The organism is Rhodococcus sp. NPDC127593 (assembly GCF_042671975.1).
Classification (GTDB): domain Bacteria; phylum Actinomycetota; class Actinomycetes; order Mycobacteriales; family Mycobacteriaceae; genus Rhodococcus_F.
The window spans coordinates 15183-27334 of the sequence record NZ_JBHXWI010000099.1 but is presented as its reverse complement, the minus strand read 5'-3'; the positions used below and the strand labels follow the sequence as shown (position 1 = coordinate 27334).

Annotated in this window: 11 protein-coding genes and 3 pseudogenes; 5 read left to right on the top strand and 9 right to left on the bottom strand. The window is 65.3% G+C overall.

What is annotated here, in order from left to right:
• Window positions 1-563: 563 nt before the first annotated feature.
• Together ACFVJ3_RS46160 and ACFVJ3_RS46155 are read left to right on the top strand one after the other, a co-directional pair.
• Window positions 564-677, top strand: a complete 114-nt coding sequence (locus ACFVJ3_RS46160) for a DUF2510 domain-containing protein (protein WP_378458446.1) — start codon at window positions 564-566, stop codon at window positions 675-677.
• 42 nt (window positions 678-719) lie between these two features.
• On the top strand, window positions 720-1427 hold the full coding sequence (locus tag ACFVJ3_RS46155; protein WP_378458445.1) for a cutinase family protein: 708 nt from the start codon (window positions 720-722) through the stop codon (window positions 1425-1427).
• A 109-nt stretch (window positions 1428-1536) separates the two neighbouring features.
• Here ACFVJ3_RS46155 and ACFVJ3_RS46150 read toward each other — a convergent pair.
• The 3 genes and pseudogenes from ACFVJ3_RS46150 to ACFVJ3_RS46140 all read right to left on the bottom strand — a co-directional run.
• Window positions 1537-1671: pseudogene (locus tag ACFVJ3_RS46150) on the bottom strand (acyl-CoA desaturase); the annotation flags it as partial.
• 14 nt (window positions 1672-1685) lie between these two features.
• Window positions 1686-2786, bottom strand: coding sequence for an anti-sigma-D factor RsdA (locus ACFVJ3_RS46145; protein ID WP_378458444.1), 1101 nt, complete (start codon window positions 2784-2786; stop codon window positions 1686-1688).
• Window positions 2770-3040, bottom strand: a pseudogene (locus tag ACFVJ3_RS46140) (sigma factor-like helix-turn-helix DNA-binding protein); the annotation flags it as partial. The gene ACFVJ3_RS46145 and the pseudogene ACFVJ3_RS46140, both read right to left, overlap by 17 nt.
• A gap of 341 nt (window positions 3041-3381) precedes the next feature.
• Here ACFVJ3_RS46140 and ACFVJ3_RS46135 point away from each other — a divergent pair.
• Window positions 3382-3753, top strand: a complete 372-nt coding sequence (locus tag ACFVJ3_RS46135) for a hypothetical protein (protein ID WP_378458443.1) — start codon at window positions 3382-3384, stop codon at window positions 3751-3753.
• Here ACFVJ3_RS46135 and ACFVJ3_RS46130 read toward each other — a convergent pair.
• The 4 genes from ACFVJ3_RS46130 to ACFVJ3_RS46115 all read right to left on the bottom strand — a co-directional run bounded on the left by ACFVJ3_RS46130 (window position 3740) and on the right by ACFVJ3_RS46115 (window position 8747).
• A complete protein-coding gene (locus ACFVJ3_RS46130) occupies window positions 3740-4345 on the bottom strand; it encodes a Clp protease N-terminal domain-containing protein (protein WP_378458442.1) in 606 nt (201 codons plus the stop codon). The genes ACFVJ3_RS46135 and ACFVJ3_RS46130 overlap by 14 nt on opposite strands.
• Before the next feature lie 218 nt (window positions 4346-4563).
• Window positions 4564-5640 (bottom strand): M20 family metallopeptidase, encoded by a 1077-nt coding sequence (locus ACFVJ3_RS46125; RefSeq protein ID WP_378458441.1) that lies wholly within the window; start codon window positions 5638-5640, stop codon window positions 4564-4566.
• 71 nt (window positions 5641-5711) lie between these two features.
• Complete coding sequence (locus tag ACFVJ3_RS46120; protein WP_378458440.1) at window positions 5712-7151, bottom strand: aldehyde dehydrogenase family protein; 1440 nt, start codon at window positions 7149-7151, stop codon at window positions 5712-5714.
• 33 nt (window positions 7152-7184) lie between these two features.
• Window positions 7185-8747, bottom strand: coding sequence for a GMC family oxidoreductase (locus tag ACFVJ3_RS46115; protein WP_378458439.1), 1563 nt, complete (start codon window positions 8745-8747; stop codon window positions 7185-7187).
• Between the two features lie 131 nt (window positions 8748-8878).
• On the opposite strand from ACFVJ3_RS46115, the gene ACFVJ3_RS46110 reads away from it, so the two are divergent.
• Entirely contained in the window at window positions 8879-9361 is a 483-nt protein-coding gene (locus ACFVJ3_RS46110; RefSeq protein ID WP_378458438.1) for a GbsR/MarR family transcriptional regulator, read from the top strand.
• Window positions 9362-9620: 259 nt separating this feature from the next.
• Window positions 9621-9860 (top strand): annotated as a pseudogene (locus ACFVJ3_RS46105) (DDE-type integrase/transposase/recombinase); the annotation flags it as partial.
• Window positions 9861-10504: 644 nt separating this feature from the next.
• Here ACFVJ3_RS46105 and ACFVJ3_RS46100 read toward each other — a convergent pair.
• Together ACFVJ3_RS46100 and ACFVJ3_RS46095 are read right to left on the bottom strand one after the other, a co-directional pair.
• Complete coding sequence (locus tag ACFVJ3_RS46100; RefSeq protein ID WP_378458437.1) at window positions 10505-11572, bottom strand: Glu/Leu/Phe/Val dehydrogenase dimerization domain-containing protein; 1068 nt, start codon at window positions 11570-11572, stop codon at window positions 10505-10507.
• 323 nt (window positions 11573-11895) lie between these two features.
• On the bottom strand, window positions 11896-12129 hold the full coding sequence (locus tag ACFVJ3_RS46095; RefSeq protein WP_378458436.1) for a hypothetical protein: 234 nt from the start codon (window positions 12127-12129) through the stop codon (window positions 11896-11898).
• Between the last annotated feature and the right edge of the window lie 23 nt (window positions 12130-12152).

The window sequence follows — 12152 nt, the reverse complement described above, 5'->3', positions numbered from 1 at the left end:
CAACTCGGTATGACAAGCTTGCCCTGACTTACCGGGCCGGATTCCTCCTCGCCGGCATCGTCGAATGGCTCAAACTATTGGGAGACATGCCCTAGGGGGTCCGGTGCCGCGTCACGCTCTCGGCGTCGGCGTCGGCGTCGGCGTCGGGGTCGGGGCCGCGAGACGGGTACGTCGGGTGTGACGGCGCGCTCTTGTCGGACGTGCCCCGTGCCGATGCGGATGCGTTGTTGTCACGAAGTGGGCTGGCAGTTCGGTGTACCCGACGCCTCACCGGTACCAAATCGACTCCGCCATCCGAGCCCCAGTAAGCGCGCAACACCACGACGATGGTGCCAGGTCCGGTCGTAGCCGCGGCGGCGACCGGGAGTGCGGCCAGCTCTCCCCGGCTCTCACCCAACCGGACGCACGCGTCCAGGTTGCGTAACCCACGGACTGGAGGACAGCAGTACACAGGCCGCGCCAGAGTGAACTGTCCGCTGGTTCCCGTTCGGAGATCGCGGCTGTAACGCACCAATCGCCCCGTACGACGTTCCTGCGGACAAGGTCCCCGAGAGCGGATCGCCATGAACGCTCCCGCCGGCTCGCACCCCGATCCCTACGACCCTGCCCTCGATCGGTACTGGGACGGTCACCAGCGCACGGGGCACACCCACCCCAGAGTTTCCCAGGGTCGGTAAAGATAGCATGTTCGTGTCGTTGCTGAATGTAGTGTTTACCTCATGGCGACACGCACGCTCGCTCGATTCCTGTGCACGGCGATGCTGACGTTTGCAGCGCTGCTCGGCGTACCCTTCGAACCCCCGCCCGCATCCGCCCAGCCATGTCCCGATGTCGAGGTGGCGTTCGCCCGGGGTACCGATCAACCGGATGGCGTGGGCATCACAGGACTCTCATTCGTCGAATCGCTGCGCTTGTTCGCGGGCGCGCGGTCGATCGGGGCGTACGCCGTTAACTACCCTGCCGGTAGCAATTTTGATGACAGGCAAGCGTTTGTCCACACCTTCGTCGACGGGATGCGGGACATGCATTCTCGGATTCAGTTCATGGCGACAAGCTGCCCCAACACGAGGATGGTGGTCGGCGGTTACTCTCAGGGCGCGGCTGTGGCAGGGTTTGTCACCGCGGACGGAAATCCAGCCGGATTACCTACTGAGCTAGGCCTACCCGGGCCGTTGTCGCCGGATGTGGCGAGCCACGTTGCCGCGGTCGTCTTCTTCGGAAAACCCTCGGATCGGTTTATGCGTGATGCAGGCAGTCCGCCGATTGTTGTCGGGCCGCTATTCGGCCCCAAGACAATCGATTTGTGCGCTCCCGGCGACAACATCTGCGATGGTGCCCCTCTGGGACGCCCCAATGTCGTGCACGCGTTGTATCCCGCGAACGGGATGACCATCACGGCTGCACAGTTCGCCGCCGCTCGCCTCTAGCCGGTCCGCGTGCCTGGTGCATCGCCTCATTGAGGATCGGGCTGGCGCTCGTCGGCCGCGCCGGAGCCCGACCGGCGACACCGATGTCGGACGCAGCACACTCGACATGGTCGTTCATCCAGTCCCATTGCCCGTGCATCACGTTGTGCCCGAGCTCCATGTTCTCGATGATCCTCGACAGCGACAGCATCCCGGTGCCCAGCACCCACAGTGAGCGCCTGGGGGAGCCGAAGAGCATCGCGCGCGGCCGCCGAGTTCTCAGCTGGTCGGGACTGGCGGCAGGAGCGGCGCCGAGGAAGGCTCCGGCGGCGGCTGCTGGGTGGGTGGTTGCGTGGTCGGGTTGTCCGACGGCGTAGGCGGGGGTGGTTGCGTGGTCGGGTTGTCCGACGGCGTAGGCGGGGGTGGTTGCGTGGTCGGGTTGTCCGACGGCACAGGCAGGGGCGGCTGCGGAGGCGGGACCATCGTGATGGGGGGTTCAGGGCTGGTGGACGGCAACGTCTCGGGCGGAAGCGTGAGCGTCGTCGTGGGTAACGGCGGCAGTGAAGTGGGCGGCAGTCCGGGAATCTGCAGATCCGTGGGCAGGGTTCCCGGCAGTTGCTCGACTCCCGGCGTCGTCGTGGAACCGGGTGTCCCCGGCACAGTGGCCGGCAACTCGGCGGTCTGCGTCGGCGCGCCGGTGGTGGTGGTACCGGGCGTCGTCGTTGCCGGCGGCGTGGTGGTGGGAGCGATCTTCTCGACCTCCGCGGCGAGCTTCGCACGCCACACGTCGAGTTCGTTGCGCATGTCGGAGTCGCGTACCCCGCCGACACGGTCGGCGGCGCCCGCAAGCAGGTTCTTCGCCGCCTCCGCGTCGCCCGCTGCGATCAGCCGCTCGGCCTCCTGCAGCTGTGAGGTGGTGTCGATCTGCGCAACGGTCGAATCGGCCTGCTGGCTGAACACGACCGACTTGACGCTCCACAACGGATCGCCGGGTGCGGCGTTGTACGAGAAGATGGTGGCACCACCCATGACGACCGCGATCGCGGCGGCAGCGCCGGCGATGGGTCGCAACAGACGGAGGTTGCCGCGGGCAGCGCTGCGTGCGGAACGGGTGTCCGAGGCGTCGATCGCCGCGATCACGTCGTCGAGCAGCGGCCCGGTCGGCATCGGCGTCGCCACGATGTCGGCGCGCCAATTGGTCAGCAGAAGCGCGAGCTGGTCCTGTTCCGGCGAATCCGTCGTGACGGGAGCGCCACCGGCGATCGCGTCGATCAGCGCGTCGTCGCGGCGCACTGCCGCGACGTCCACCGGTGCGTCGTCTCCTGGGAGATCGGCATCGGTATTGCCGTTGCGCTTGATGCCCCTAGCCAAACCTCTCACCTGCCCTCGTCACCCGCGATGGCTCGTGTTGAGCCACGCGGACAGCTCCAGCGGTACCACCCACGGCCGGGGCCGTTTCCTCTTCTGACATACCGACCACGAGGCGGAGGATCAAGATCTCCCGGTGCTTCTCCGGCAGCGTGCTCAGCAGTTCGTTCATCTGCCTGCTCGCCTTTCGAGTCCAGCGCCCGCTGTTCGGGTCCGTCATCGTTGACTACGACATCTAGTACGTCGGTGACGGGCTCCGACTTGTTACCGCATGTCAGCGAAGAGCGACACGAAATCGGAGCCCTCCACGTTGGTTGTGGGTTCCCCGGTGTTGGTCCGCACGCGGTCGGTTGCCGCATGACCGCACCCGTCCTCTTTGGGCCGACCCCGGCGCACTCGGGCGGTCCTGAGGCCCTGGGCCGGGGTCGACGTTTTTGCAGGGGCATCGTCTTCGGGGTGGACGATCCTCCTAGTGGGATTATCCCACCAGCGGCCGGTACTCGGCGAGGCTCAGCAGTTGCCGCACGGCGCTGGAGACAATATAAGGTCGACCTAAGGTGACACGTCCCGTATGTGATCGGGAGGCGTGTTGCGGATGATGGGTGGTGTGGACGAGGGGACACCGGCGGGGCCGGGGAGGGGTTGGCGGATTTCGCTGGGCGTGTGCGCGGGTCTGCTGCTGGGGTTCTTCTGTTATCTGCCGGCGGTAATCTTGTGGCAGCACTACGTCGATGTTCCGCAGCCGCGGGTGTATCCGCATGGGTCGTTCACTTCGTTCGGGTCTGATCCGCCGCCGGTCGGGTATTGGGTGAGCTGGGCGGCACCGGCCCTTGTGGTGGTGGTGGCGTGCGGGTTGGTGTCGGTTCCGTGGCGGCCCGCCCGGCAATTCGCTCTTCCGTGTGTGCTGGCGTTTGTGCCGATGGCGGCGTTGGTGGCGTGGTTCATGATCGCTATGGAGTTGTTCTTCACCCCCGACTGAACCTGCTATTCGGGTTGTTCGAGTGCGTCGGTGGATGCGGTCGTGGACCGGAGGTTTCAGGTTCTGGCCGGCGGTGTGGTCGCGGGTGTATTCGTCGTCGCTGAGCCGGATGGGTATGCGGTGGGAGGGGCTGGGGGTGGGCCTGCTGGGCCAGTTGGTGCTGGAGGTGTTCGCGCATCTCGCTGATGTTGAGGGGTGCGAGGTCGATGAGGATTTGAGCGCCGGTGGAGGCGTGGTCGTCGAGCAGGGCCAGGAGTAGGTGGTCGATGCCGATTTCTTCGTGCCCGAGCAGGGCGGTCTGGCGCAGGCCGCCTCGAGAACCGTTTTCGTTTTCGCCGGTGATTGGGAGGTGCCCAGATGCTGGGACGGAGCCCGCTTGTGCGCTGATGTCGTCGAGCTTGCTCTCGAGGGCTGGCGCGGTGACACCCCATGAGGTCAGCGCTGCCGCTCCGGGGCCGCCGGCGTCGAGGATCTGGGGCGAGCAGGTGTTCGGTGCCGACGCAGTTCTAATGATGTGTGCGGGCGGCTCCGGCGGCGTGGGGTGACCACGTGGCGGGCTTGATCGGAGAATCTCTCGAACACCATGACGCACTCCCTCCCCAGGCGTCGCCGCGAGCGACGCGAACCGCTGCTGAATTCCCTGCTGTTCGGGGGTCCCGGGCGGGTGTGTAGGTGGTTATGGGTGGGATCAACGCGACGTCGGTACTTGCCTGAAGTGCACAGTCACGAGACCGGTCGTCCTGACCACAAGTTCTCCGGAGCAATGTTTCGCGGCGGTGTCGTGCCTGATCGGCCGCGGGCGGCGCTGATTCAGTGAGGATTCGCCGGATGCTGTGCCGCGAAATCGACTGCGGTCCAGGCCATTGCAATAGCGCCGTCGAGAACGGCTCTGTCGGCTGCCGGGCCGATGCAGGCGGCGGCGAATTCAGGTTGGTGGTTGACCACGGGATGACAGTCCAGGCCGAGCATGGGGTGAATGGTGGGCACGGTGTGAGAGACGTTGCCCATGTCGGTCGCTGCACCCATCATTGCGTCCGGTAGATCAGGAAAGCTGCGACCGAGGGCTTCTGCGTTGGCGCGGTATCGAGCAAGCAGGGTGGCGTCCGGGCGCAAGTCTGCGTAGTCCGGTCCGGTGGGAGTGATCGACATGGCACATCCGGTGGCCAGCGCTCCGGCCTCGAAGCAGCGTTTCACGCGCGCAGTGAGCGTGGCGAGTGCCTCGGCGGTCTCGGAGCGGACGATCCAGCGTCCGGCCGCAGTATCGGGGATCACGTTGACGGCGGTGCCGGCATCGGTGACGATGCCCTGAATCCGGTCGGTTCCGCGAGTTTGTTGTCGCAGTTGGCCTATCGCTACCTGCGCGATGAGCATCGCGTCGGCAGCGTTGACCCCCAGTTCGGGATAGGCCCCGGCATGGGCGGGCTTGCCTTTGTACGCAACTTCGAACTGGGAAATAGCCGTGCCGGGCATCGCCGCCATCTCGACGGCGGCGGGGTGGACCATCATCGCGGCGTGGAGCCCGTCGAAGGCACCGCGTTCGAGCATGAGGATCTTCCCGCCGCCGCCCTCTTCGGCAGGGGTGCCGAGGAGTGTGACGGTCAACCCCACGTCGTCGACGAGGTCGGCCAGGCCGAGGGCAGCACCGACGCCGGCGGCGGCGATGATGTTGTGACCGCATGCGTGCCCGATCTCGGGGAGGGCGTCGTATTCGGCGCAGATTCCGACGTGCACCGGACCCGATCCGATCGTGGCGCGCACCGCCGTGGGTAGGTCGTAGCAGCCGTGCTGCACCTCGAAGCCCCCGCCGCTGAGTTCGTCGGCGACCCACTCACTGGCTCGGTGTTCGTGAAATCCCAATTCAGGGTTCGCGTGGATGCGGTGAGACAACTTCAGAAGCGTCCCTTCGTATCGTCGAATCCTCTGCTCGATAGCAGCTTTCGCTCCAGCGGCAGGTGCTGTCATGAGAGCGTGGACACAGTTGCCGGAGCGGTGTGAATCGTTGCGGGACGGGTCGCGGCGTCATACGCCGCTCGGGCGCCGGTTGCGCCCATGCCGCTGTCGCCTGCGGGCTCATAGAGCCTCTCCGGGCCACCGCCCTGCCACTGATTGATCCAGGTCACCCCGGCAGGGATGCCGGCGCCCGCGGCGGCGTGGTCGGGGTTGTGCGTGTAGACGGTGGCCCCGAGAGCGAAGCGCGACGAACTGGCGCGCTCGATTCCCTCCTCGAATGAGGAGACGACAACGACCGGGGCGATGGGGCCGAACGTTTCCTCGGTCATCACGAGCATGGAGTCGTCGACGTCGGTGAGGACGGTCGCCGGGTAGAAGAACCCCTTCCGCTTCGGGATTACGCCGCCGATGCGGACGCGAGCGCCGCGCTCGACGGCGTCGGTCACGTGCCGATGGACGATATCGCGCTGGCCTGCATCGACCAACGGCCCCAGTACGGTTTCGGCGTCGTGGCCGTCACCGAGGGCATAGGTGGACGCAGCGTCGACCAGTGCGTCGACGAACGCCTCGGCGATGTCCTGGTGGACATAGATGCGTTCCATGGACGTGCAGATCTGCCCAGTGTTGACGAACGCGCCGAAGGCGATCGCGGCGGCGGTTGCGACAGGATCGACACCGGCGTCGACGACGACTGGGTCCTTGCCGCCGAGTTCGAGGATCGACCGGCACAACCGCCCACCGGTTCGCGCGCCGATCCGGCGGCCTGCCTCGACGGACCCCGTGAAGTGCACCAGCCGGATCTGCCCATGCTCGACCAGCGGTGCCCCCGCCCGGGAGTCACCGAGGACGAGGTTGACCACTCCCGGAGGCAACGTCGACAACTCGAACAGCCGGGCGGTGGAGAGTGGTGATCGTTCGGACGGCTTGACCACGACGGTGTTGCCCGAGGCGAGGAGTGGCCCGAGAGCACCCAGCACCATCGGTACGGGGAAGTTCCACGGGGTGATGACGGCGGTGGCGCCCAGGGGGTGACGCAGGATCGTCGTTCCGCCGCCGCCGCCGTCCGCGCCGGGGAGGGTTTCGACGAAGGGATAGGTCAGGGCATCGTCGAGCGCGGCCCGAAGCCCCTGGACACCGCCGTCGATGAAGGATCTACCGAGGGCGACCGGTTTCCCCATTTCCTGACATTCGAGCTCCGCGAGTTCCTCGGCATGCTCGGCGATCTCCGCGCCCCACCGCGTCAGATGTTCCACGCGTTCAGCGACCGGCAGCTCCGCCCACCCAGGCTGCGCCACCACTGCCGCATCGACGGCGCGGTCGACGTCGTCGGGCGTTCCGCCGGGGTAGCGTGCGATCACGTCTTCGGTGGCGGGGTTCACCAGATCATGCAGCGTCGAACTCTGGGAGTCCTCCCATTTTCCACCGATAAAGTTCTGTAAGGTCTTCATAGGAACAGTGTTGCCTTCCTTGTGATGTCGAGTTCAGCGGATACGGTCGGCCATGAGCTCGCCGACCATGATCGCCGTCAGGTTGGTGTTGGCCCGCGGGACGGACGGGAATATCGACGCGTCGACCACCCGCAGCCTGTCGGCTCCGAGGACCCGGCAGGACGGGTCGACCACGGTGTCCGCGTTCCCGGTTGCCCCCATCCGGCACGTACTGGTGGCGTGCTGAACATCGCTCACGGTTGCGAGCAAGTGGTCGTCGAGTTCGCTGTCACTGTCGAGCACCGAGAACAGGGCCCTGTTCTCGGTCTCGAGCGGCCCATGGGTGATGGCGGCGACCGCCGGGTCACGAGCGAGTTCGACCAGGTCACGTATCCCGTCGCGCAAACGGGACAGGTCCCGCTCGTCGGAGAGCATCCGGGAGTGAATCTGAGGGTGATCCGCCGGGTCGGCCGAGGTCAGCGTCAACACGCCGCGGGAGTACGCCTGATTCACCCAGACGCCGAACGCACCTGCCAACGCGCGCATATCAGGATTGGCCATGGCAACGACATTCTGATTTTGTGACACGAACATCATGTCGCCGGCGGGAGCGTCGGGCTTGCTGGTGTGGCGGACACAGACGTTGGTGTGCCGATCGTCCGGGCTCTGGATCCCGGCCCCGTCGATCAGAGGAATCGACACCACCGCCATCGGATGGTCTTGCAGACCGTGCCCGACCGGAAGGTCTTGGCGCACCTCGATCCCCAACGAACTCAGATGTCCGGACGGACCGATTCCGGACCGCAGGAGAATTGCCGGAGAGTGGACCGCTCCGGCGCTCAGTATCACCTCGTCGGCGTGCTCCGTCGCAACGGTGCCGTCAACGATGATCCGGACACCGATCGCGCGGTCTCCGGAGAAGATCACCTGGTCGACCAGGGCATCGCCACGGATCGTCAGGGTCGAGGACTCGCGAGCGGCCTCGAGGTAGGCGTCGTTGACCGACACGCGCCGGCCGGACCGCGAGTTGATCGGGTACGGCGAGACCCCCATCGCGTGGGGGGCATTGACGTCCGCGGCCCAAGCATGACCGGCAGACAGGGCAGCCCTGCACAGCGCGGTATCAACGGATCCCCACTTCTCTTGTGGCATGCGGTGAATCGGGGTCGGCCCACCCCGGCCGTGATAGGCCTCGTCGCCGTACTCCTCGTCGTCCTCGAGCTTGGCGAAGTACGGCAGGACGTCGTCGGGCCCCCAACCCACGCAACCCCAGCTGACCCAATCGTCGAAGTCCTCCATCGGGGGACGGATCGCGATCTGTCCATTGATCGATGAGCTGCCGCCGACCCCTCTACCTCGCCAGTAGGGCGCAGGCGCTTGCTTCTCGGTCCGTGCCGCATCGAGCCCCGTCCACACCAGGTTTTCGGTCGCCGTCGGGTCGAGCAATGCCCTGATCGGGTTGGGTGACCGCCACGCCGGGTGCATGTGCGCCGAGCGATAGTCCGGTCCGGCCTCGAGGAGCAGGACCCGCTTGCCTTTCTCTGCGGAGCGGACCGCGAGCGCGGCCCCCGCCGAACCTGCACCCACCACGATGACGTCCCAGCCTGTCTCGGTCACAACAAACCTCCGTAACGAGTTGCGCGAATGAGGTCTCCGGAAGCGCCCGGGTCCTGCCGAGTATGATTCTGCACACGAAGAGTTCAGTCAATAGTGAATATTCATTTTTTTCTGACCGAATGGAGGTGGCGGTGTCCGTCGACGGCAGCGACAGCGGAGAGAAGGTTTCCCTCATCGAGGACTTCGGTGTGCATATCGGCGGTGCGATGGGCTGGCCCCCCATGGCGGGTCGAGCCGCGGGAGTGCTGATGCTCAGCGAGGCTCCGATGACCATGTCGCAACTGCAGGATGCGCTCGGTGCGAGCAAGGGATCGGTATCCGAGACAACCCGGTTGCTCATCACCACCGGCACCGTGGAACGATTCAAAGAGCCGGGAAGTCGCCAGTTCGTCTACCGATGGCGCGACGATGCCTGGATCGGATGCTTACAGCACCAGCTCGAGCAGACCACCGAACTGCTGGCGCTGGCGGAGAGTGCCCAAATCCGCGGCAGCACCCTTCCGTCAGAACAGCGCGCCCGCTTCCACGCAATGCACGAGTACTACAGCTTCATGGTCAGCCGACTCGAGATGCTCCTCACGGAATACACGTCACAGTTCGGGGCGGGACAGTGACGAACGGCTGGCTTCGATGGGACGCGACAGAACTCAATGGGCCGACAACCAGCCAGCTCCCCAGGCGATCGTCACTCGAGACCTGATGTGCCCATCGATCCGTACGAGTCGCCGGGGCGCCGCTCCCTATGATCGGATCGATCTACGGTGACGAGCGCGCGGGTGGTGTCGTCGCCGACGTGCTGACGGCCAAATTTACTGACCGACTGAAGTGGTGTGCCTGGTCGAGCGTTATCCGCAGGCGAAGTGTGGGATTGCACCGCTGGGTGACGATCAATTCCTGTACCTGGCAACGGTGTTAGAACTGAATTCGAAACTTTTGGCGGGTTGGTCGATCGCCGACCACATGCGCACCGGGCTGGTCGCCGACGCGCTGCAGGCGGCCGCCGCCGTGCGCGGCGCCGCCGGGTTGGACGGCGCAATCTTTCACTCCGACAACGGGTGGTCTGTGCTTTCACGCCGGACCGCGACTACACCGTCTGGTTCACGTCTTGTGTAGCCACTGAGATAGGTAGGTGTGATGAACGGCAGGAGTACATAGATCATGATGGGGGTGGCGATGGCGACGGACAGGAACGTCCTGGCGGCCAACGTTCCACGTCACTGCTTGCGGTACTAGAAAGGCGTTGAGCGCCAGGCTGAGTGTAGAAACGCTGCCTACCATGAGGGCTTGTTTCCATCGTGGTGGCGGCGACTGCGGGTGCTCAGGCGTTCGTTGAAGTTTGCTCGAACCAGCCCTCGATTCCAGTCAGGCGGTGGATTCGGTGGTCGACGGCCACCGAATCCACGCGAGAGCCACGCTTTATGCAGCGGTGAGGAGAGCCAGTCGTTCAACTCGGCCTCGTTACAAACCGGTAGAGCACGTGGTATTCGTGCGGATTGCGCGGTGATCGGAGCCAGCCGCCGCCGAGAAAACGGGGAAGGTGCCCACGATCGCCATTCCAGTTTCGGTCCAGTCGACGAACTCGCGTTCGCGGCCGCGGGTGAGATGACGGGCGACCGATGTGGTCACCGCGTCGGTGCCGGGAGATGTGGCAGTTGGGGGAGTGGGCATTGTCCGCTCTTTTCTTTCCAGCTGCTTGCCTCGGAAAGGTCGGCGGCAGGGAGTGTAGGTGGGCACCTGATGCCGGCCGGCTTCGGTGGCTACGCGGGGACCGTCACGTTCGCCGTATCGACGCGGCGGCGGGCCAGGATCCGTGCGGCCTGATCGGTAGTCGTGTTTTCGATTTGAGCGATCGAGTACACCTCGGTGAGAGTGTCGCCGATGCCTCGGGTGTGCTCTTCGACGGTGTCCTGGTTCCAGCCGAGGACCTCCCGTCCGACCAGGTGGAACGCCCCGCCGGCGTTGGTGACGAAGTCGGGGGCGTAGAGGATCCCTCGTTCATGGAGGATCGCTCCGGCCTCGCCATCGGCGAGGATGTTGTTGGCGGCGCCGACCACAGCGGATGCCGGCAATTCCGAAGCGATCTCACTGTTGAGGACCCCGCCCATCGCGCAAGGAGCGAAGATGTCGCATGGTGTGCTGAGCACCGCATCGACGCCGACGACGGTGTGACCGAGCTGTTCCGCGCTGGCCAAACGCTCCGGGTCGGTATCGGAGACGAACAGACGAGCGCCCGCCTCCGACGCAATAGTGGCCAGACCGCTACCGACTGCCCCGAGTCCCTGAATCAGCACGCTGAGGCCGTCGAGTGTTCCCAGCCCGCGGTACGCAGCGGTGGCCTTCATCGCTTCGAACACCCCGAGTGAGGTGTTGAACGCACTCGAACCGGCTCCGCCTCGCTCGGCGGAGCGGCCGAAGACGAACTCGGTCGTCTCGTTGAGCGTGTCCATGTCCGCCGAATTCGTGTTGACGTCGGGACCGGTCCAGTAATTGCCCCTGAGCTTGTCGATGTTCTCCGCGTGCAGAGTCAGGATCCGCGCCCAGGTGACCTGGTCGATGTCCTTGCGTGGGGCCGGCAGCGCGATGACCGACTTGCCGCCACCCATGGGTAGGTTGCTGACTGCCATCTTCAACGTCATCGCGCCTGCGAGCTTGCCGGCGTCGTCGAGGGCGCCGGCGAATGACGCGTACTGGGCTGCTCGGGTACCGCCAGCCGCCGGTCCAAGTCGCGTCGAGTCGAGGCGAATGACGAACGACGCTCCGGTTTTCCGGTCATGCCGGGTCACTGTCAGCTCCCCGTCCCAGCGAAATGTGTCGTCAAAACTCATGATTGTGCCTTTCGATGTTGTCGCCACGCGGGAAAGTGGGCGTTCGGGAATCGATGCTGGGCGCGCTGTCGGCCCGCGATAACTGGTCACTGGGAAAACCCGACGCGCTCGTGTCGATGCGTCTACAAGCGTAATTAGTTTGGAAGTGCTCCGTCTTCAAGGGTTGGTATTTCGATACAAATTGATTCCAGAAGTTCTGTTATTGCGCACTTTGTCTTCGGACTGTTTCTGGGAGGTTGCCCTGAACGACACTTCATCGGACGCCGAGAAGGCCTCTGCCCCATTGCAGGGACAGAGGCCTTCTCGATCGGTTCCTGTTCCGATCAGCCGTGTGCGTGCAGTGGCGTACCGGCGAGCGCGAGCATCGGGCGTGGACGAAGGGCGCCACGTCCTACGGCAATGCCTCCCACGCGACGGTCAGTTGTGCCTCGCCCGATCAGTTCGCCGACGCCGTCGGCGACCATGTGCAGGCCCACCACCGGCCCGGTCGTGTCCGCGCCACCGGCCCGGACGACCTTGATGCCGCATGCGGTGTGTTGCGGTTGAATGGGTGGCATGGGGTTGTTCGCGGGTGAGCAGC

What these genes read in the sequence shown, in the direction of transcription:
- ACFVJ3_RS46095 (WP_378458436.1), bottom strand. Translation starts at nt 12,129, where the DNA reads ATGCCACCCATTCAACCGCAACACACCGCATGCGGCATCAAGGTCGTC.
- ACFVJ3_RS46155 (WP_378458445.1), top strand. Translation starts at nt 720, where the DNA reads ATGGCGACACGCACGCTCGCTCGATTCCTGTGCACGGCGATGCTGACG.
- ACFVJ3_RS46120 (WP_378458440.1), bottom strand. Translation starts at nt 7,151, where the DNA reads ATGAAGACCTTACAGAACTTTATCGGTGGAAAATGGGAGGACTCCCAG.
- ACFVJ3_RS46160 (WP_378458446.1), top strand. Translation starts at nt 564, where the DNA reads ATGAACGCTCCCGCCGGCTCGCACCCCGATCCCTACGACCCTGCCCTC.
- ACFVJ3_RS46100 (WP_378458437.1), bottom strand. Translation starts at nt 11,572, where the DNA reads ATGAGTTTTGACGACACATTTCGCTGGGACGGGGAGCTGACAGTGACC.